Origin of the sequence: Jeotgalibacillus proteolyticus, assembly GCF_002926065.1 — a bacterium.
Classification (GTDB): Bacteria; Bacillota; Bacilli; order Bacillales; family Jeotgalibacillaceae; genus Jeotgalibacillus; species Jeotgalibacillus proteolyticus.
Genome location: NZ_PREZ01000003.1, coordinates 252,623 through 273,664, shown reverse-complemented (window position 1 = coordinate 273,664; position 21,042 = coordinate 252,623). Strand labels below are relative to the sequence as shown.

The following is a 21,042-nucleotide window of genomic DNA, read 5'->3' as shown; positions in this document are numbered from 1 at the left end:
GCTTGGATAACAATAAACGAAAAAAACTGAACGGATATCATGTTGTTTTTCTTGTTCAAAACACGATGGTTGGCCTTGGACTATTATCCCTCCCAAATAAGCTGAACTCAATGGGCTATAGCCAATGGTGGCTTCCTCTTCTTCTTGGTGTAATAGCAAACCTGACATTAATTCCGATGATCTGGTTATTCTTGCGATATCCGACCGAAAACCTTTATACGCTGAACGAAAAACTTCTTGGGAAATGGTTTGGAAAGTTTGTCAATTTATTTCTTGTCCTGTATCTAATTATTTTTATTTCATCAATTGTAGAAGGGTATTTAGATTTGATTTTAATTGTTGCTTTGCCGGATCGCCCTATCACTGGACCTTTAATTGTATTTTTTTTGGTTCTGCTTTACATTGTCCATGGAGGAATTAAATCCATTGCAAGATTTAGTATCATGAGCTTCTTTCTAACCATTTGGATGCTCATCTTTTTATATTGGCCAATAATTGAAGGGGATCCCCGCCACTTGCTTCCAGTTTCAAATTTCACATTAAAAGAGTGGCTGCAAGCGAGCCGCAATGGCTATTTTTCAATGGTAGGGTATGATCTCATCATGATTTATTTCCCTTATATTATTCACCAGAAAAGAGCATTTCTGCATGGATCCATAGGCATCTGGATTACGTCTATCGTTTATTTCACTGTCACAGTCGTCAGTGTAATGTATTTTTCTCCATGGCAAATGGAAGAAGTGGTGTACCCAATCTTAAAGCTGTATAAAGCCGTTGAATTATCATTTTTTGAACGTATTGATGTAATGGGCATCTCACTATGGGTGTTTCTTCTGCTTTCAACTGCCTCAGCTTATTTATGGGTTGGGAAAAAAGGCTTAGATTCATTAAGAAATAATAATAAAACCTATCACCTGTACTTACTGGCTATTTTGATCTTCGTCTTTATAAATATCCCGTTTCCTAAAGATCTGCAGGACATTTTGTATGACCAGATATTTTATTTGAAGCTGGCCATCATTTTATGGCCCAATGTATTAATACTCGTCCACCTAATAAGACCAAAGAAAGGACGGACAGTGACATGAAAAATCTTCTAATTATCTTCCTGCTTCTTTCAGGGCTGCTCTTTGGCTGTTCAGGAGATCTATCACCAAGCTCAGTTGAAGATGTGGCTCTTGTCAGTTTGCTGGGAGTGGATTATGTCGATGAAAATAAGATGAAATTGACACTGGCCGTTCCGCAGTCTGCTTCTTCATCAGAGGAGCCTAATCAGGTCTATTCGACTGTTTCCGGGATGGTAAAAGAAGGAATTGTTGATTTGTCTGCTCAGGCGGAGAGAGAAATTAAATTGAACGGTTTGCGTGTCGTTTTATTTAATGAAGAATTTGCACGAAGTGGAAGAATGAGAGAAGTGGTAGAGCATTTATACAGGAATCCTGTTATTGGTGGAAATGTCTATGTGGTAGTGGTTAAAGAAAGTGCTGAAGAACTGCTATCCGGAAAATATCCAAGCAAGTCCGGGATTGTAACCTATTTAAACGCTCTCTTGAAACCAAAGCCTCATAATATGTTCAGTCCTTTTACCACTATTCATGATTTCATGTACACACAAACGAATCCAGTGCTTGAAACGATGACTCCCTACATTGAGAAAAAAGAAGACGTAGTGGAAATAACGGGAGTCACTGTATTTAAGGAAAAAAAGATGACGGATCTATATGACCGAAAACAAGGACAATTAATTCAGCTTTTAAAGGATGTAGAAAGAATGCCGGCTGCTACCATTCAGTTAAATGAAGATCGTCATAGTGAGCAGGTGGTTATTGATTTTGTTAAAAACAAGGTCGACTACAAATCAAACGGGAATATACATCAGCCTTCATTATCAATTATATTGTATTTAAAAGGAACTATTTATGAATACAAGGGTACAAAAAATTTATCAAGGTCGAGAGATTTTTCAGAACTTGAAAATGAAATTCAGGATTATTTTAAAAAGGAAGTATCTGCGCTGATCGAGGAGTTAAAGCAGAATGAAACAGACCCAATTGGGTTCAGTGAAAATTTTAGAATGCATTATAAAGGAGAATGGACACAGGAGCTGACCGATCAGGTTTTTTCTGACTTGTCTGTTACGGTTTCAATGGAGATGCATATTCTGGCAACTGGTACACTCAGGTAAGTCGATGAATTGCCAGGTGATTATCGTAGATACTAGTAGGAATATATGCGTCTAATGAGGTGATTGATTGTGAAATATTTCCTTCTCCTGCTGACTATATGGTCCTGGGCAAGTCCTTCAGAAAGCGAGGACGCCTACGCATGGACAAAGCATAAACTGATCGCCCATGCTGCCGGCGGAATAAAGGGCAAGGATTACACAAATAGTGAAGAAGCCTTTCGCAACAGCTACAATAACGGGTACAAACTGATTGAAATTGACCTTTCCCTTACAAGCGACGGCGAATTAGTAGCAAGACACGGCTGGGACGAAACCTATGGTCAAAAATTCAAGCCTGATGCAAAAGCGCTTCCATATAGAAAATTTATCAAGCTTCCTTATTACTTGCACTATACCCCTCTTGATTTTGAACGGGTAATAAAGCTCATGAAGCAGCACCCGGAAATTTATGTACTTCTTGATGGAAAAGGAGGATCTGCAGAAGACACAAAAAAGCTATACGAAAAAGTGGGAGAAGCGATTCAAGATGTAGATAAGGATGTACTTAATCGCCTTATTCCTCAAATGTATTACCGGGAGGATTTAAAACTTCTGCGCAAACACGGCTTTCACGACATTCTATACCTTGCCGGGCGGGAAGAATATTCAGCCAAATCTGTGATTGAATTCTGTAAAAAAAATGATCTTAGGACGGTAGGGATATCAAAAGCAAGGGTAAACGAAGCATTTGTCACAGAGCTTTTCCGTCAGGGCATTGTCACCTACATTTATACAATTAATGACCTTGATGAAATGTATACCTTTTTTGAAATTGACGTGCATGGCTTTTACACGGATTATATTATTCCTGAAGAAATCAACGATTGGGAGCGTCAGGAAGAAAAACCGCGATCATAATTGGCTGATCGCGGTTTTTAAATGGAGCTATTACGTTTGTTTTTCCCAAATCCGAAGGGACGGGTACGGGTCAAACGCCCATTCTGTCCGCCCGTTATCAAGATACATCCCATAATGCAGATGCGGCGGAAACTTTCCGCTGGTTCCTTCCTTACCGTAGCCTGAGCTGCCTACGTAACCGATGATTGTTCCGGTTTTAACAACATCCCCTTTTTTCAATTCCTTATTAAAGCTGCCGAGATGGGCAAAGTAGTGATACACATTATGAATGTCGCGGATCCCGACTCGCCATCCTCCATACTCATTCCACCCCATAATTTCAATTACTCCATGGGTGGTTGCCATTACAGGCACGCCATAATTAGCGAAAATATCAGTGCCTTCGTGGATTCTTCTTCCGCCCCAGCCACGGTTATCTCCCCAGGTGCTTCTGTAGCTGTAATTATGCTGCTTAGGAAGAGGAAAGACATGGTCATATAAGTCGAGCGTTTGATTTGTCTTGTAAATCTTCGCAATCGTCATGATCTGACGCACTGTTTCCTCACGCCTGTAATATTCCCATAAGGCAAGAGAGATATCTTCCTTTGACGTGCCAAATTCTCTTAAATAATTTGCCATAGTAAAAAGTACATCGGCGGGATCATTGCGGTCCGCTTTGCCATCATAATTTCCGTCCAGACCCCTGCCTGAATGAAGTTCAATCAAAGCAGGTGAGGTATCTTCTTTATTTGGATTTGTTGAGCCCGCCCAAAAGTCTTCGTGAAATTGAAGGGCAATTGAGCCCTCACGTTTTGGTATATCCTTTCGCACAAGCTGAATATTTCGTTCAAACTGGTCAATTGCAGCCAGGTAATACCATGGAATCATATGCTCTATTCCGGATTTGACATAGTAGTCCATGCGCTCACTCAGCAATTCCTCTCTGGAAGGACTGGTTTGAGTTTCAGCTGCAGCAGCAGTGGAGAAGAAAAGGGTTAAAGCTATTGTTGTTATAAATAGTCGCACACAACCAACCTCCAATATTTTTTGCCTTAGCTTATTTTCTCCATATCCTCTTTAATTAATGAATCCATTTTAAGGATTTTAATGACCAGAATTGCTTATCCATTGGTTTTCTGCAAAAGACTATGACAACTGTCATATTGAAGAGTTGACAGTCATGACTTCTTTAAGGCGCGATAAGGCTTTATGATGAGGTCATAAGATCAAATCACTTAAAAGTGGGAGGAAGACATGAGTAAACAAAAAACAGCAGAACTTAGAAAAAGTGTCTCACCTTATGAAAAATCGGATTTCAAAGCCAGTGTCCGTCAAATGATAAATACAATACCGCCGTTTTTCCTTTTATGGTTTTTAGCTTACCAAAGCTTATCCGTTTCAATTTTATTGTCTTTGGCTTTATCAGTTGTTGCAGCGGGCTTTGTAGTAAGAATCTTTATTATCTTCCATGATTGCTGTCACGGCTCATTCTTTAAAAATAAAAAAGTGAACGCAGCTTTAGGTACAATAACCGGAATTATTACGATGTTTCCATTTGAAAAATGGAAGCGGGAGCACTCCATTCACCATGCAACGAGCAGTAATTTAGATAAGCGCGGTGTAGGCGATGTTTGGATTATGACTGTTGAGGAATATCAAAATGCCTCTTTTAAAGAGCGTCTTGCTTATCGCCTTTACCGAAACCCTATCGTCATGTTTGGTCTTGGGCCATTGTACTTATTCTTTGTGACAAACCGAATGAATCGCAAGGATGCACGTAAAAAAGAGCGTAATAACACATACTTGACCAATTTTGCCATCATAGCTGTGTATGCGTTAATGGTATGGGCAGTCGGCTGGCAGGCATTTCTTCTTGTTCATGGGCCAATTATGTTTGTATCAGGTTCACTTGGAATTTGGCTGTTTTATGTACAGCACCAGTTTGAGGATTCCTACTTTGAGGATGAATCAGAATGGGATTACGTAAAAGCGGCTGTTGATGGAAGCTCATATTATAAGCTTCCTAAGGTCCTTCAGTGGGTAACAGGTAATATCGGCTATCACCATGTGCATCACTTAAGCCCGCGTGTGCCGAATTATAACCTTGAGAAGGCGCATGAGTCGACGCCTCCTTTACACAATGCAACGACAATCACCATGCGTTCAAGTCTTCAATCGATCCGTTTCCGTCTTTATGACGAGAGCCGCAAAACCTTTGTAAGCTTTAAAGAAGTGAAGCAGCGGGTTAAAAAAGAAGGTATGAATGTACAGATGAACCGAAAAGTAACAAGCGTGCAAGGAAAATAAAAAGATCTGCCCGTCCAGGAATGGGCGGGTTTTTTTAAGTGAATGACTGTAATTAAGCCCCTGTATTCACTTTTTGATACAATATAGAAAAGAAAGGGAGGGCATGCATGCGTAATTGGTATAATATTTTTCCTAAAAACACGAGTCTGAATATCTACATATGGATTATTTTTTGTATGCTGCCGTTTTATTTTATTTTCAGAGCCTCATCCTGGGTTGAAATTTCAATTGGTGTAGCCATGATTCTCCTGTTTTTTATAGCATACCGGCTGACCTTTTTAACAAAGGGGTGGGTTAATTATATTTGGGTGGGAATTGCCATTGCGATTAGCATTGTAATGAGTGTGATTTTTGGTTTTGTGTATTTTGCTTTATTTCTCGCCTTTATGGTAGGGAATATTCAGCATAAGGTAGGTTTTTTTATTCTTTATGGGGTGCTTGTGCTGACAACAATTGCTACGGTTAACATTGCATTTTTCACACAGGATGAATTGTTTTTCAGCCAGTTTCCTTTTGTGCTGATTAGTGTAATCGGGGTCATTTTGCTGCCGCTTAATTCCTATAACCGCAATAAGCGGGATAAGCTTGAAGGTCAGCTTGAGGATGCAAATAAACGAATTTCCCAGCTGATTGTCATAGAAGAGCGTCAGCGGATCGCGCGTGATCTTCATGATACGCTCGGCCAAAAGCTTTCGCTGATCGGCTTAAAAAGCGATCTCGCAGGTAAGCTCCTTCCGGCAAATATAGATGGAGCAAAAAAGGAAATTCATGATATTAACAGTACAGCAAGAACCGCCCTTAAGGAAGTTCGTGAGCTTGTCACAGACATGAGAAGCACGAAGCTCGCTGATGAAATGATTAGGGTAAAACAAATCCTCGCTGCAGCAGGAATCGGTTTAACAGTACAAGGAGATCCCAATTTTAAAAATACACCTCTTTTGGTCGAAAACGTTCTCAGCATGTGCTTAAAAGAAGCCATTACGAATGTAGTGAAGCATAGTCAGGCGACCGAATGCAAGATCAGTGTAAAGCAAACCTCCGGAAGCATTCACCTCAGCATTCAGGACAATGGTATAGGGCTTCCTGAAAAGCAGGATTATACCGGCAATGGATTACGGGGAATGAAAGAGCGGCTGGAGTTTGTGAATGGAACCCTGAAGATTGACTCAAAGAGTGGTGCTCTACTATCTGTTCAGGTGCCATCCATTATAAAAGAGCGGAAATAGGAGGAATTAGCATGATCCGAATTGTTTTAGCAGAGGACCAAGGCATGCTGCTGGGTGCACTTGGATCACTTCTTGATTTAGAGGAGGACATGGAGGTCGTAGGCAAAGCTAAAAATGGGGAAGAAGCCATAGAACTGGTGCGGCAGGAGAATCCGGATATTTGTATAATGGATATTGAAATGCCATTAAAAAGCGGGCTGGATGCTGCGATGCAACTTAAGGATAACAGCTGTAAAATCATCATCCTGACGACCTTTGCCAGAGCCGGCTATTTTGAACGGGCGCGTGAGGCGGGGGTCAGTGGATATCTGCTTAAGGACAGCCCGAGTGAGGAGCTCGCAAGCTCGATCCGGACGATTATGGAAGGGCGAAGAATTTATGCGCCGGAGCTTGTGGACATGGCTTTAACGGATGTAAACCCTCTTACAGAGCGTGAGAAGCAAGTAATCGAGCTTATTGCAGAGGGAAAAACCACCAAGCAGATTGCAAGCGAACTCTTTATCACAAATGGTACCGTACGAAATTATATCTCCGTTATCCTTGATAAACTTGAGGTAAGCAACCGTATAGAAGCCATTTCCCGCTTCAAGGAAAAAGGATGGTTTAAGTAGTTCATGCTTATATAGGATTTAATAAAAAAGCCGGAATGCGTCCCCATGCATTCCGGCTTTCTACATTTTAAAGTAATTCCTTAATAAATATGAAATTTCCTTACAATGCGGGTGAAGCCGGATGTTTTCAATTAATCCTTTGATAAGAGCACGCTGCAGGGAGGGTTCAAGCAGTTCCTGACTCAGAAGCTCAAGGGATTCTTTTTGAACTGAATTCTCAAGCTCAGAAATTTTTTGTTCAAGCAAATTGGCTAGCTGCTCCTTAGTCGGTTCTTCAGGAATAAGCCCTTTTGTCACTTCCATCAGATCTTTTGTAATAAATGGGATTGATGAATGCCTGGCCAACAGACTCGTTTTTTCAGCCAGAGAACGTGAGAGCAGTGAAATATCAACCGGAATCTGATGGAACAATAAAAACTGAGAATACGTTTTAATAAATCCTCTTATGCAATAAACCAGGTCGTACTTCATATGTTTAAGTTCATCACCATATAATTTTTCCACTAAAGCGATAATCGTGTTTTTGATCAATTCCTCAAAATAAATCATTTTGTGAAGGAGATCTTTATTAAAAGGGTGGGTTTCTTCTTTAATAAGGATTTTTGTAATGTCAGAATGCTTTTCAGTGGAATGAAAGGCAGTGAAATAGAATTCATATAATAAATTTTCGTTTGAAGTTGAATTTTTGACTGAATGGTCAATATCGTCGACAATTTGCATCATAAAGTCATCGATTAAAGCGACAATCAGCTCGCTTTTTGACTTGAAGGATAAATAAAAAGCTCCTTTTGATATTCCGCAATAATCGGTTATTTGCTGAATGGAAACACCTTCAAAACCTTTTTGTGCAAATAACTCAAGTGACTTTTCCATAATTAACTGTTTTTTATTCATTCGTCTGTCCTTTCAAAAATAATTCATTGACATATGACTGGTTGGTCATTATTATAAATACTTGAGTAAATTAAGTCAATGAGGGGTGGAAGCTTGAGTGAAAGCGTTAGTTAATTTTGTACTTAATAATAAATTGGCAGTCTGGCTGCTGACAATCATGATCACAGTATCAGGAATTTATTCGGGTACCCGAATGAACATGGAAACCATTCCGAATATTTCAATTCCTTATTTAATTGTAATGGATGTTTATCCAGGCGCAACCCCTGAACAGGTAATGGAGGATGTATCGATTCCGTTAGAAGGAACAATCGAGAGCCTCCCGGGTGTTAAATCCGTTTATTCCAATTCATATTCCAATATGGCTAATATCCAGGTCGAATATGACTATGGAATTGATATGGACGAAGCAAATAGGGAATTAACGTCCGCGTTAGAAAATGTATCGCTGCCTGATGGAGCACATGAGCCGATTGTTTCAGCAATCAGCATGAACATGATGCCGGTTGCGGCACTTAGTGTCAGCAGTACGACAGAAGATATTGTTGAATTAACATCAACAGTAGAAGAAACACTACTTCCTAAAATTGAAAAACTGGACGGTGTAGCTTCAGCGACGATTGCCGGTCAGCATATTGAAGAAGTTCAGCTTACGTTTAACGAGGAACGAATGGCCGAGCTTGGACTAACGGAAGAATCGGTGCAGCAAATGATCGATGCAAGTGACATGGCTGTTTCGCTCGGATTATTTGAGTTTTCAGAAGGTGAGCAGGCTGTCTCGGTTGACGGTAAATTTATGACGGCTGAAGAGCTTGAAGAGATGCTGATTCCAATCGAGCCATCTGAAGAAAACTCGCAGCCGTTTGTAAAGCTTAGTGATATTGCCTCAATCGAAGTTGCAGGCAAAGTGGAATCTGTTTCACGCACAAATGGTGAAAACGCAATTGCGATTCAAATCATTAAAGACCAGCAGGCTAATACTGTCGACGTTGTTGACAGTGTAAAGGAGCTTGCAGACGAGGAAGAAGCCGCCATTGACGGCCTTGTTGTTGACATGTCTCTTGATCAGGGACAGCCGATAAAAGATTCAGTTAATACCATGGTTGAAAAAGCATTATTTGGCGGATTAATTGCTGTGTTGATTATCCTGTTATTCCTTCGCGATTTTAAATCGACCATTATTTCGATCATTTCTATACCAGTATCGATCTTTATGGCGCTTTTATTATTAAATTGGATGGATATTACCCTGAATATCATGACGCTGGGCGCAATTACGGTAGCCATTGGGCGGGTAATCGATGACTCCATCGTCGTTGTTGAAAATATTTACAGAAGACTGCATTTGAAAAATGAAAAATTAACAGGCCGTGCGCTTGTAAGAGAAGCCACGATTGAAATGTTCAAGCCGATTCTTTCATCAACCTTAGTAACAGTAGCGGTTTTTGCTCCGCTCATTTTTGTAGGCGGAATGGTTGGAGAGCTATTTTTACCGTTTGCCCTAACAATGTCGTTTGCGCTTGGTGCATCATTAATCGTTGCGATTACAGTCGTACCTGCACTGTCTCATTTCTTATTTAAGAAAAAGTTGTACAGTGAGAAAACAGAAAGCAGACATAAAGAAACCGGAAAGCTTTCGGAGTGGTACAAAGGAATCCTTGACTGGACCCTTAATCATAAAATTATCACATCTATTATCTCTGTCGTGTTATTAGCGGGAAGCCTTGCTTTAACACCGCTGATTGGATTCAGCTTCTTAGGGAGTGAAGAAGATAAAGTCATGTATCTGACGTACACGCCAAAAGCGGGAGAATTAGAGGAAGAAACGCTTGAAAATATTGGAGTCGTTGAAGAAGAGCTGTTGAAGCGTGATGATATTGACATCGTTCAGTTATCAATGACCGATAGCAATAGCGCTGATGCAATGACCTCAATGATGGGCGGAGGATCAGGCGGCGCGTTGATGTACCTGATTTTTGATCCTGAAATGGATGACTTCCCGGATGCCAGAGATGAAGTAGAGGATTATGTATTTAACATTGATCAATCAGGTGAATGGAAAAGTCAGAATTTCAGTACAGGGGCTTTAGCCGGAAATGAAATCAGCTACACCTTGTACAGTGAGGATTTAGACAGATTAAGTGAAGCTGTTGTCATGATTGAAGAAGAAATGCAAAAAGAAGAAGGGTTAGAGGATGTTACTTCAAGCGCAGAGGATGCTTTTGTCGAGCACACCTTTAGTGTTGAACAGGATGAACTGCTTCAGGTTGGACTGACGACAGGTCAAATCGTTATGATGCTGAGTCCTGTTCCTGAGGACAACGTGTTGACGACGATTGAAAAAGACGGCTATACATTAGATGTCATCGTTCAGCATGAGCAAACAGAGCAGTTAGAGTCCGTTGAGGATCTTTTAGCAACAGAAGTTCCAACCGCAATGGGCTCGACAATGCCTTTATCTGATCTTGTGACAGTCGAAGAGGGAACAACTCATAACACGCTTGCAAGAAGCAAGGGTGAGTATCATGCAACGGTATCAGGAACGATCATTGGTGACGATATTTCAAAAGCTTCATCGAATGTCGGTGAAGCCATTGATGACTTGGATCTTCCGCAGGGAGTGACAGTTGAAGTCGCCGGCGTAACAGCTGATATGAATGAAACCTTCACACAGCTTGGAATTGCGATGCTTGCAGCGATTGCCATTGTGTACTTTATTCTCGTTGTGACCTTCGGGGAAGGAGTAGCTCCTTTTGCCATCCTGTTCTCGTTGCCGTTTGCTGTTATCGGCTCTTTTGTGGGGCTGTTAATTGCAGGCGAAACGATTTCAGTTTCGGTTATGATGGGAATGCTGATGTTAATCGGAATCGTCGTAACAAACGCCATTGTTTTAGTCGACCGCATTATTCATATGGAGCGCGACGGGCTGACCATGCGTGAAGCGATATTAGAAGCCGGAGCAACAAGGCTGCGCCCGATACTAATGACAGCAATTGCAACAATCGGAGCATTAGCACCGCTTGCCATCGGCTCTGGCGGAGGCGGTTTAATCTCAAAAGGACTTGGAATTACGGTAATCGGCGGTTTAGCGAGCTCTACGCTTCTAACTCTAATTGTGGTCCCGATTGTTTTTGAAGTACTATCGAAGATCTTTAAAAAGAATCGAAAAGAAGTAGCTCAAAATTAATTATTTAAGCCTGGAACGTAAAAATACCTAAAAAAGTATTCAGTTTGTGACAACTAGGTTTAGAAACGTGAGGTGAACGGAGCGTAAGGTGGCGACTCCTGCGGGATGAAGCGCAGTGAACCGGATAAAGGAGATTGGGACATACATTGGTCCCGGTCTCTTTTTTTGTCTCAAATTTTCTCTAGATACGATGAAATTCTCGCGAACGATAATGACTTCACATTTTCTTCATTTTCTGTTCTTTAATCGCATAAGATAAACCTTTAGAGATGAAAATACGCGTATAATTAGATATAATAAATAATATAGAATGTGAAATCATTCACAATTAATTCACATTCAGTCAATAAGGATTCTTCATGATAGGAGAACTGGGATGAACGAATTAAATCGATATGCAAAACAATATAAAGGAACGCAGCTCTTTCTTGTACTGACAGCGATATTAACAGGTCTGGCTATCTTAGCTCAAGCCTATTTAATTGTCATTGTCGTGGACCGGATTTTCCTTCAGGGACAGGCCTTCAGTGAGATTGTTCCGCTCCTTGGCTGGCTCGCACTTGCTTTAGTGGCAAGAGCAGGCTTAACGTATGCAAGCGGACGGGCGGGTGTGCGAATGGCGGCAAAGGTTAAAAGTCAATTTCGCCGCAAGCTTTTAGCCAAATTTGCGAAAAATCCAATTCAGGCATCACTTCAGGGGCAGTCGGGACAAAAGGTGAGTGTCATGCTTGATGCTGTGGATGAAATCGACAGCTATTTCAGTAAATACATTCCGCAGGTGATCCAAACCTCGGTTATTCCATTAATGCTTTTGATAGCAGCATTTTCCCAGCATATTACCACCGGGCTGTTAATGCTAATAACGGCACCTTTTATTCCATTGTTTTTTATCATTATCGGGATAAAAACTCAGAAAAAATCTGAGCAACAGATGGACAAGATGGCCGCATTTTCAGGAAAGTTTCTAGATACACTTCAGGGGCTGACAACATTAAAGCTATTTGGCCGGTCAGCAAAACAAAAGGAATCGATTCGTGAGAGCAGTCTTGGATTCCGGGATGCAACGCTGGATGTCCTGAAGGTTGCATTTGTTTCCTCTTTAATGCTTGAGTACATTTCGATGCTGGGGATTGGGCTAATTGCCTTGGAACTCGGTCTTCGTCTCGTCGTGTTTGAGAGCGTAACGTTCTTTACGGCCTTTTTCCTTCTTGTTATTGCACCTGAATTTTATTTAGCCATTAAAGAACTGGGCAGTGCATTTCATACTGGAAGAGGAAGCATGGGAGCTGCAAAAAAAATTATAGATGAGCTGGAAGAGAATGAGCAGACGGTCAAATGGGGATCAAACGAGCTTGTGGTTTCGTCTCCTCCTGCTATTTCGCTTGATAATGCCGGATTTAAATACGGAGAGCAGGGCTTTGAGTTAAAGGAAATTACTACCCATATTAAACCTTACACTCAGGCTGCGATTGTCGGACGAAGCGGCTCAGGTAAATCGACAATACTTAATTTGCTGTCAGGCTTAGTTTCACCACAAACAGGTCAGGTTCTGGTCGAAGGGCAGCCTTTAAGCGAGTGGACAGAGGACTCCTGGTTCAGACAGGTCAGCTATATTTCTCAGCGTCCTTATGTATTTGCAGGTTCAATTACTGAAAACATTGCTATCGGCGGAAATCAGGAAGCCACACGTGAGGAAATTGAAGAAGCGGCTAAAAAGGCAGGGATCTGGGATCTTGCGATGTCACTGGATCAGGGCTTTGATACCCAGGTCGGAGAAGGCGGAAGAGGCCTTTCCGGCGGAGAAAAGCAGCGCCTTGCTATTGCACGTGCTTTCTTGAAAAAGCCTTCTATTATCTTGTTTGATGAGCCGACCACTGGACTTGATTTAAAAACAGAGCAAATTCTGCAGCAATCGATAAAGGAGCTGTCAGCACAGGCGACTGTTATAACCGTTGCTCACCGGCTTCATACGATCAAACATGCAGAGCTGATCCTTTTTCTAAAAGACGGAAGACTTGAGGCAGCAGGAACACATGATCAATTAGTGAAGGCAGCTTCTGAATATCGCGATATGGTGACTGTTCAGCAGGGAGGTGAGACCGGATGAAGGATTTGTCCATTGTGCTAAAAGAGGTTGGACGTGAACGCAAGGATATTTTACTCTCGATTCTGTTTGGATTTATCGCTGGGATCACAGCAGTCGGGCTTTTTGCTTCAAGCGGATACTTGATTTCAAAAGCGGCCCTGCTTCCACCCTTGTACGCGCTAACGGTGATGATTGCCCTTTTAAAAATGTTCGGATTGGCCCGGGCTGCAGGACGTTATGGTGAAAGACTGTATTCTCACCGTGCTACATTTACGATATTGAGCAATCTGCGGACAGGCTTCTTTGAAAAAATTGAGCCGCTCGCACCTGGCATTTATCAAAAATACAGAAGCGGAGATCTGCTGTCACGCATTGTCGGGGATGTAGAAAGTCTGCAGAACTTTTTCCTGCGTGTCTACTATCCTCCGATCGTGCTGATCATCGTATTTTTAAGCACCATCCTGTTCACTTCCTTTTTCTCAATCACGATCGCAATTGTCTTTATCCTGGGGCTGATCTTAACAGGGTTCATCGTTCCTGCACTGTTTTCGTGGAACAAAAGAGGGCTTGAATCAAAAGTTAGAGAACGAAGAGGAGAGCTTTCAACTGAAGTAACTGAGCTTTTATATGGCTTCAGAGAGCTTAAACTGTACCAGCGTCTCGAGGAAAAGGAACAGCTGCTTACAAAAGCTTCAGAGGAGTATATCCAGGAGCAGGAGCGCGACGGCATCCAGTCTATTTTTAATGTATCGGTGAATACAGCTATCTCGCTGATGGTTTCCTGGACAGTTCTCGCTATTGGAGCGTACCTGGTCGTAGAAGGTGAGCTTGACAGACTATTTTTAGCCATGCTTGTAATGATCTCCCTCACCGTTTTCGAAAATGCAACACCAATGGCCGCATTGCCAGGTCATTTGGAAGACAGCAGAAGGGCATCAAGCAGACTTTATTCTGTCGTAAAGGAACAGCCGGTGAAAACAAAAAAACCGAAAGTGACTCTTCTTTCATCTGATGCTCTATCTATCGATTTTGAGGGTGTATCCTACCGGTTTGAAGGTGAGCAGCGCAATGCATTAAACAGGGTAAGTCTCAGTATACCGGCAGGCTCCAAAACTGCCATTGTCGGTCCGAGCGGCTCAGGGAAATCAACGCTTCTTATGCTTCTGCTCAAGGTTCTCCATTCGGAAGGCGAAAATGTGCTAATAGGCGGACAGCCCGTTACACATATTAATGCAGAGGATATTTGGGAAAAGGCGAATGTTGTGCTACAGGATAATCATTTCTTTTACGGTACCATTCGTGAGAACCTGGAGATTGCACGTGAAAAAGCGTCGGATGAGGAGTTTATCCAAGTGCTTGAAAAGGTGGATCTTTCACATTTCACCCTGGATAGTGAGGTCTATGAGCGCGGCGAAAATCTTTCAGGTGGAGAAAAGCAGCGTCTTGCGATTGCACGCGCCATGCTGAAAAATGAGCGGCTGTGGATTCTCGACGAGCCTACGTCCTCCATTGATGCCTTAACGGAGCAGGCTATTTACAAAGAACTGTTAAGTAAGGCTGCTGATGATACGCTTGTCTTAGTCAGTCACCGTTTGACCGGTCTTGAAAAAATGGATCAGATCATTGTGATGGAAAACGGTGAGATCGTAGAGAGCGGATCATTTAATGAGCTTATGGCAAAGCAGGGTTATTTCTATGAGATGAAAAGAATTGAGAAATCTGTGTTCGGTTAAAAAAGAGTCCGCTATGGGCTCTTTTTTCTTGGGGAAAGTTTGGTGCTGAAGTCCATTCTCACTTTCTTAGCAAAATGCTACAATGAAACCAACTATAATCTTAAGCAGTGTCAGGAGTTTTAAAAATGATTGTAAAAGAGGATTTCTTTCTCCGTAAATTTAATGAGCTCAATGTATCACTGAATGCTGTGCAAAAGCAGGCGGTGCAGCATACTAAAGGGGCTCTTCTTTTGCTTGCTTCTCCGGGCTCGGGCAAAACCACGACCATTATTATGCGGATCGGTTATTTAATAGAAGTAAAAGGCGCAGCACCGGATCGTATAAAAGGGGTAACCTTCAGTAAGGCATCCGCTGAAGATATGAAAACACGATTCTCACGCTTTTTCCCTGAGCTTCCCCCGGTGGATTTTTCAACGATCCACAGTCTGGCTTTTTCAATTGTACGGGATCACTGTTATCAGGAGGGCATCACCTATACACTTATTGAAGGGAGTAATGAACCATCGCCTGACCTTGATCCTGCACTCGCCAATAAAAAAATGCTTTTGCGCAATCTTTTTCAAAAGCATACCAAGGAAACCATCACAGACGATCAGCTTGAGGAACTAACAAGCTTCATCAGTTTTATTAAAAACAAGCTCCTGCCCCGTTCCAAGTGGTCTGAAGTACCGTGTGAGGTTCCACATGCTGAAGAGATCGCTTCCGCATATGAGGAAATTAAAGCAAAAAACCCGAACCGTCTTTTGCTCGATTACGATGACATGCTGACACTTGCAAATGATGCACTAAAAACAAATCGCAGGCTGCTGAAAAAATACCAGAATAAATATGATTATGTCCTGACAGACGAAAGTCAGGACACCTCGCTCGTTCAGCATGCCATTATTGAAAAGCTCGTGAAGGGGCATGGGAATCTATGTGTCGTGGCTGATGATGATCAGTCTATTTATACATGGAGAGCCGCAGAGCCGCAGTATTTAATTGACTTTAAAAAGGTTTATCCAAAAGCTGAAATTCTTATGATGGAGCAAAATTACCGTTCCACTCCTCAAGTCGTTGATGTAGCAAATCAATTTATTAAACGAAATAAAAATCGCTATGATAAAAATATGTTTACAGAAAATGAGGCAGGAGAAAAAATCTCCATAAAGGTTTTTCCAGATTACGAAGACCAGTCCCGCTACATCGGCCAGCAGCTTGCCGCTTTGACCAATTACAGCGATGCAGCTGTCCTGTATCGGACCAACAGCTCAGCTATTCTGCTGATGAACGAGCTGGACCGGGCAAAAATCCCTTTCTATATGAAGGATTCCGATCACCGTTTTTTCTCCCACTGGATCGTTGAAGACATATTAAATTTCATGCGTCTGACTTTTAATGAGGCGCGAGCAGATATTTTTGAACAGATTCACACCAAATGCAAGGGTTACATTACAAAGCAGCAGATGGCCCAGGCGAAGCAGGTGCCAGGAAAAGATTCGGTATTTGATAAGTTGATCAATCACGTCCAGCTGAAGGATTATCAAATCAAGCAAATTAAAGCACTGAAGCAAACCTTCCACTCCATGAAAAATGAAGCCCCTTATTCTGTTATTAAGCTAATCCGAGAGCGGGGAGGCTATGATAAGGCGCTTGAAAATATGAGTCAGCGTCTCGGTTTTTCAATGGACTATTTAAAGGATGTATTGATGACACTTGAGGAAATTGCCCGGAAAGAAGAAACAATGAAGGGCTTTGCTGCACGTCTGAAGCATTTGGAATCTCTTTTAAAAACGTCAAAATTCAATAAAAATAAAAATGCTGTTACATTATCCACTCTCCATAGCTCAAAGGGTCTTGAATTTAAAAATGTGTATATGATGGATCTAATTGCGGATGTCATTCCATCAAAAAGTGATCAAAAGGAAAGTGATGAAGGAAATAAAGAGCCCATGGAGGAAGCGGCAAGATTATTTTATGTAGGAATGACAAGGGCGGAGGAGCATTTGGAGCTTCTGTCGTATCGTACGCGTAACGGTAAGCCAACAAAACCGTCCATGTTTTTATTAAATGTAAATCACATTATCAATCCACCGGAAGAGATGGAAAAGGAACCCTCCATCCATACAGGGTCGGTACCTCATAATCCGAACGCAATAACGCGTGTATCTGAACTCCAGGTGGGGCGTATTGTAAAGCACCGCGTTTTTGGAAGAGGAGAAATCCTGGGATTCGCTGAAGAAGGACTGGAGATCCGTTTTTCAAAAGGGACGAAAAAACTTTCAATCGAAATGTGTCTGACGATGGGGCTATTAGAGCCTGAGAACTAAAGAGAAAAAACCAGGAGAGAAGTGAGCCTGGTTTTTTATTTTAAACAGATTCTTTTGAATTTTCCTTAAATATATATTATAATTTAGTTTGTTTAGTGGATGAACTAAGATTCGGTAAAAATGATTAAGGAATTGGTAGTTACCTAACCAGCGATAGAGACTGATTTCTTTTTCTCTGAAAGTAAATGAATGCGTTTACATCCATTCGGCTTTACATCGATTCCTCAAATGAGAAAGAAGGAGAAGAAATGAAAAAAGTACGTGTAGGATTAATTGGATGCGGATTTATTAGTGAGATTTACCTTAATAATGCGAAAGAATTTAATTTTTATGATATCACGGCTTGTGCAGACCTCGATATAAGCCGGGCAAAAGCGACAGCAAAAAAGCATGGTGTGGAGAAAGTTTATACACCTAATGAATTGATTCAGGATCCGGATATTGATCTGGTTCTGAACTTAACGATCCCGGCTGCTCATGCAGATATTGCTGTACAGGCATTAAGATCCGGTAAGCACGTCTATAGTGAGAAGCCGCTGGCTGTAACGCGGGAAGAAGGTCAAGCCATTTTGGAGGCTGCTAAAGAAAGCGGCTGCTATGTTGGCAATGCGCCGGATACGTTTTTAGGGGGAGGCATCCAGACCGCATGCAGGCTAATTGAAGAGGGTAGAATTGGGCGTCCTGTATCCGCAACCGCTTTTATGATGAACCACGGTCATGAACATTGGCACCCGGACCCAGGGTTTTACTATCAAAAAGGCGGCGGCCCTATGTTTGATATGGGGCCTTACTATATTACAGCGCTTATCTCCATGATGGGACCCGTGAAACGTGTGACCGGCGCTGTAAATGTTACTTTCCCGGAACGGACAATTTCAAGCGAGCAAAAGCGCGGGGAGAAAATTCAAGTCAATACACCTACGCAAATTAACGGCGTTATGGAGTTTCACCAGGGAGCAGTTGCTTCTATTATTACAAGCTTTGATACGTGGCACCATAATTTGCCGTTTATTGAAGTGTATGGAGATGAAGGCAGTTTAGTCGTACCGGATCCTAATACCTTTGACGGTCCTGTACGGGTGCGCCGAAAAGATGAAGAGCAATGGTCTGAAATTCCATTAACACATGGTTTTTCGCAAAACAGCCGGGGCATCGGTCTTGCGGAGATGGCCTATGCTATTTTAGAAGGCCGGCCGCCAAGAGCAAGCGGCGACCTTGCCTATCATGTGCTCGATATTATGCATGGTTTTCATGATGCAGCAGCACAAGGAAGGCATTATGAATTGAGCAGCACATGTGACCGTCCCCTGCCGCTTCCTGAAGGAATTGACCAGAATAATTTCCATGAACGAATGTCAGTGAAATGAAGGGGTGCAACCTATGCAGTCAGCATTTTTAGAGAAAATCAGAACGATTGAAGTAAAGGAGCAGAGTATCCCATCTCCTGCTTCCGATGAAGTCCTGGTTAAGATCAGGGCAGTTGGTTTGTGTGGATCGGACATTCATTATTATGAAGATGGGAAAATTGGCGATTTTATTGTAGAAAAACCAATTATCCTGGGACATGAAGCAGCAGGAGAAATTATTGAACTCGGCAGTAACGTAGAGGGATTGAAAAAAGGTCAGCGAGTGGCGATTGAACCGGGCAAGACTTGCGGCGCATGCGTCCATTGTCAAAGCGGTCGCTACAACCTATGCAAAAAAGTAGAGTTCTTAGCGACTCCCCCTTATGATGGTGCTTTTTGTCAGTACATCACGATGCGAAGCGATCTTGTATTTCCGATGCCTGATGAGATGAGTTATGAAACAGGAGCACTGATTGAACCATTTTCTGTCGGCCTTCATGCTTGCAGCCGGGGCGAGATAACTGCTGGAGATACCGTGCTCATTTTAGGTATGGGTCCAATAGGCCTCATGACGGCTGCAGCTGCAAAAATACATGGCGCAGGGTTAATTATTGGGGTTGATTTAGAACAGGGACGTTTGGATAAAGCAAAAGAGCTGGGTGCTGACCGCGTCATTAATATTAAAGCGGAATCAGTTGAGGAAAAGATTCTTGAATTTACTAATGGAGTTGGCGTGGATGTGGCAATTGAAACAGCGGGCAGTCCGGCAGCTTTAAATTCAATGATTTCTGGAGTGCGGCGAGGCGGCAAGGCAGTCATTGTTGGAATGTCCTCTAAAGATGAAGCAGCAATGAACATTGCTCAGATTATTAACAAGGAGATGGATCTCAGAGGGGTATTTCGCTACCATCATACATACCCAAAAGCAATTCAGCTATTATCTGAAAGAAAAATAGATATCGAGAAAATAATAACGGATCGTTTTGATTCGCTTCAAGGTGTAAAAGCAGCATTTGAAAAAGCGATTCAAGATAAGAAAAATACATTAAAAGTAATGATCTATCCTAATGGAAGATAAAAAGAGGGAGGTTTTTCATTCATGAAAGAAGTTCGAATTGGCATGGTTGGGTATAAATTTATGGGGAAAGCACACAGTCACGCTTATCGGGATTTGCCTATGTTTTTTCCTGACCAGCCTCGCCCCGTCATGAAAATGATTTGTGGAAGAAATAAAGAAAATGTTGAAAAAGCGGCAGAACAATTTGGCTGGGAAGAGAGCAGCACGGATTGGCAGGAACTTATTGATAACCCGGAAATTGATGTGATTGATATTAACGCTCCAAGTAATGCGCATAAAGAAATTGCCTTGGCAGCAGCAGCTGCAGGTAAGCACATCTTCTGTGAAAAACCATTGGCGTTGACGCTTGAGGATTCCCGTGAAATTTTACAGGCGGCAGAAGAAGCAGGTGTCAAACATATGATCGGCTTTAATTATCGTTTTGCCCCAGCCGTTCTTCTTGCAAAAAAGTTAATTGATGAAGGCAGGCTTGGCGACATTTATCATTTCCGCGCCGGATTCTTACAGGACTGGCTGGTGGATAAGGACTTTCCACTAACCTGGCGGCTGCAAAAAGAAATTGCCGGGTCAGGCTCACACGGGGACTTAGGTGCACATTTAATCGATATGGCCCACTTTTTGGTTGGAGATATTTCGGAAGTAATTGGGATGAGCGAGACGTTTGTAAAAGAACGGTATGTTCCGGAAAACATGACCGGCTTAAGCGGCAGCGCAAGCAGGGATTCACCAAAAGAAAAAGTAACAGTGGATGACGCAACATTGTTTATGGCCCGATTTGAAAGCGGTGTGCTTGGAAGCTTCGAAGCGACACGCTATGCTGCCGGTCATCGCTGCACAAATACGTTTGAGATTAACGGCAGCAAAGGAAGCGTCAAGTTTGATTTTGAACGAATGAACGAGCTGCAGGTCTATTTTCAGGATGATGCGGAGGATGTACAAGGGTTCCGCCGTGTGCTCGCAACGGATCCGGCACATGCATATGCGGACGCATGGTGGCCACCAGGACATACAATCGGCTATGAGCATACCTTTATTCACGAAGTGGTGGAGCTGATGCAGGCCTTTAAGGAAGATCGCCAGCCGACTTCTAATTTTACAGATGGGGTAAAGTGCCAGCAAGTACTTGAAGCGGTGGATATGTCAATTGCAGAGCGCCGCTGGATCAAGCCGGACGATTTATAAATCACAAGAAAAAGGAGCGATA

At 42.2% G+C, this 21,042-nt stretch carries 15 protein-coding genes; 13 read left to right on the top strand and 2 right to left on the bottom strand.

What is annotated here, in order from left to right:
* Positions 1–2 precede the first annotated feature (2 nt).
* From C4B60_RS08285 to C4B60_RS08275, 3 genes are all read left to right on the top strand, one after another.
* Complete coding sequence (locus C4B60_RS08285) at positions 3–1,088, top strand: GerAB/ArcD/ProY family transporter (protein ID WP_104057531.1); 1,086 nt, start codon at positions 3–5, stop codon at positions 1,086–1,088.
* Positions 1,085–2,185, top strand: a complete 1,101-nt coding sequence (locus C4B60_RS08280) for a Ger(x)C family spore germination protein (protein ID WP_167578611.1) — start codon at positions 1,085–1,087, stop codon at positions 2,183–2,185. Before C4B60_RS08285 ends, C4B60_RS08280 begins: the two co-directional genes overlap by 4 nt.
* A gap of 69 nt (positions 2,186–2,254) precedes the next feature.
* Entirely contained in the window at positions 2,255–3,082 is an 828-nt protein-coding gene (locus C4B60_RS08275) for a phosphatidylinositol-specific phospholipase C/glycerophosphodiester phosphodiesterase family protein (protein WP_167578610.1), read from the top strand.
* 30 nt (positions 3,083–3,112) lie between these two features.
* Here the strand turns inward: C4B60_RS08275 and C4B60_RS08270 are convergent, their stop codons facing one another.
* Complete coding sequence (locus C4B60_RS08270; RefSeq protein WP_209020071.1) at positions 3,113–4,087, bottom strand: M23 family metallopeptidase; 975 nt, start codon at positions 4,085–4,087, stop codon at positions 3,113–3,115.
* Between the two features lie 228 nt (positions 4,088–4,315).
* Between C4B60_RS08270 and desA the strand changes: the two genes are divergently transcribed.
* The 3 genes from desA to C4B60_RS08255 all read left to right on the top strand — a co-directional run bounded on the left by desA (position 4,316) and on the right by C4B60_RS08255 (position 7,205).
* On the top strand, positions 4,316–5,368 hold the full coding sequence (gene desA, locus C4B60_RS08265; protein ID WP_104057528.1) for a Delta(5) desaturase DesA: 1,053 nt from the start codon (positions 4,316–4,318) through the stop codon (positions 5,366–5,368).
* Positions 5,369–5,475: 107 nt separating this feature from the next.
* Complete coding sequence (locus C4B60_RS08260) at positions 5,476–6,594, top strand: sensor histidine kinase (protein WP_104057527.1); 1,119 nt, start codon at positions 5,476–5,478, stop codon at positions 6,592–6,594.
* An 11-nt stretch (positions 6,595–6,605) separates the two neighbouring features.
* Positions 6,606–7,205, top strand: a complete 600-nt coding sequence (locus C4B60_RS08255) for a response regulator transcription factor (protein WP_104057526.1) — start codon at positions 6,606–6,608, stop codon at positions 7,203–7,205.
* 60 nt (positions 7,206–7,265) lie between these two features.
* Here the strand turns inward: C4B60_RS08255 and C4B60_RS08250 are convergent, their stop codons facing one another.
* A complete protein-coding gene (locus C4B60_RS08250) occupies positions 7,266–8,099 on the bottom strand; it encodes a TetR/AcrR family transcriptional regulator (protein ID WP_104057525.1) in 834 nt (277 codons plus the stop codon).
* A 97-nt stretch (positions 8,100–8,196) separates the two neighbouring features.
* Between C4B60_RS08250 and C4B60_RS08245 the strand changes: the two genes are divergently transcribed.
* The 7 genes from C4B60_RS08245 (at position 8,197) to C4B60_RS08215 (ending at position 21,020) form a co-directional block, all read left to right on the top strand.
* Entirely contained in the window at positions 8,197–11,286 is a 3,090-nt protein-coding gene (locus tag C4B60_RS08245; protein ID WP_104057524.1) for an efflux RND transporter permease subunit, read from the top strand.
* 376 nt (positions 11,287–11,662) lie between these two features.
* Entirely contained in the window at positions 11,663–13,393 is a 1,731-nt protein-coding gene (gene cydD / locus C4B60_RS08240; RefSeq protein ID WP_104057523.1) for a thiol reductant ABC exporter subunit CydD, read from the top strand.
* Positions 13,390–15,105 carry a thiol reductant ABC exporter subunit CydC gene (gene cydC / locus C4B60_RS08235; protein WP_104057522.1) on the top strand — a complete coding sequence of 572 codons (1,716 nt, stop codon included), beginning with the start codon at positions 13,390–13,392 and terminating at the stop codon, positions 15,103–15,105. Before cydD ends, cydC begins: the two co-directional genes overlap by 4 nt.
* 125 nt (positions 15,106–15,230) lie before the next feature.
* Positions 15,231–17,414: an ATP-dependent helicase gene (locus C4B60_RS08230; RefSeq protein WP_104057521.1), complete on the top strand. Its 2,184-nt coding sequence runs from the start codon at positions 15,231–15,233 to the stop codon at positions 17,412–17,414.
* A gap of 248 nt (positions 17,415–17,662) precedes the next feature.
* Positions 17,663–18,781 carry a Gfo/Idh/MocA family protein gene (locus tag C4B60_RS08225; protein WP_104057895.1) on the top strand — a complete coding sequence of 373 codons (1,119 nt, stop codon included), beginning with the start codon at positions 17,663–17,665 and terminating at the stop codon, positions 18,779–18,781.
* 13 nt (positions 18,782–18,794) lie between these two features.
* Positions 18,795–19,838 carry an NAD(P)-dependent alcohol dehydrogenase gene (locus C4B60_RS08220; protein WP_104057520.1) on the top strand — a complete coding sequence of 348 codons (1,044 nt, stop codon included), beginning with the start codon at positions 18,795–18,797 and terminating at the stop codon, positions 19,836–19,838.
* 21 nt (positions 19,839–19,859) lie between these two features.
* Positions 19,860–21,020 (top strand): Gfo/Idh/MocA family protein, encoded by a 1,161-nt coding sequence (locus tag C4B60_RS08215; RefSeq protein ID WP_104057519.1) that lies wholly within the window; start codon positions 19,860–19,862, stop codon positions 21,018–21,020.
* The last annotated feature ends 22 nt before the right edge of the window (positions 21,021–21,042 follow it).

Excerpts from the sequence above, each read along its gene's own strand:
- C4B60_RS08230 (WP_104057521.1), top strand. The coding sequence starts at position 15,231 with ATGATTGTAAAAGAGGATTTCTTTCTCCGTAAATTTAATGAGCTCAAT.
- C4B60_RS08215 (WP_104057519.1), top strand. The coding sequence starts at position 19,860 with ATGAAAGAAGTTCGAATTGGCATGGTTGGGTATAAATTTATGGGGAAA.
- C4B60_RS08250 (WP_104057525.1), bottom strand. The coding sequence starts at position 8,099 with ATGAATAAAAAACAGTTAATTATGGAAAAGTCACTTGAGTTATTTGCA.
- C4B60_RS08225 (WP_104057895.1), top strand. The coding sequence starts at position 17,663 with ATGAAAAAAGTACGTGTAGGATTAATTGGATGCGGATTTATTAGTGAG.
- desA (WP_104057528.1), top strand. The coding sequence starts at position 4,316 with ATGAGTAAACAAAAAACAGCAGAACTTAGAAAAAGTGTCTCACCTTAT.
- C4B60_RS08260 (WP_104057527.1), top strand. The coding sequence starts at position 5,476 with ATGCGTAATTGGTATAATATTTTTCCTAAAAACACGAGTCTGAATATC.
- cydC (WP_104057522.1), top strand. The coding sequence starts at position 13,390 with ATGAAGGATTTGTCCATTGTGCTAAAAGAGGTTGGACGTGAACGCAAG.
- cydD (WP_104057523.1), top strand. The coding sequence starts at position 11,663 with ATGAACGAATTAAATCGATATGCAAAACAATATAAAGGAACGCAGCTC.
- C4B60_RS08255 (WP_104057526.1), top strand. The coding sequence starts at position 6,606 with ATGATCCGAATTGTTTTAGCAGAGGACCAAGGCATGCTGCTGGGTGCA.
- C4B60_RS08280 (WP_167578611.1), top strand. The coding sequence starts at position 1,085 with ATGAAAAATCTTCTAATTATCTTCCTGCTTCTTTCAGGGCTGCTCTTT.
- C4B60_RS08220 (WP_104057520.1), top strand. The coding sequence starts at position 18,795 with ATGCAGTCAGCATTTTTAGAGAAAATCAGAACGATTGAAGTAAAGGAG.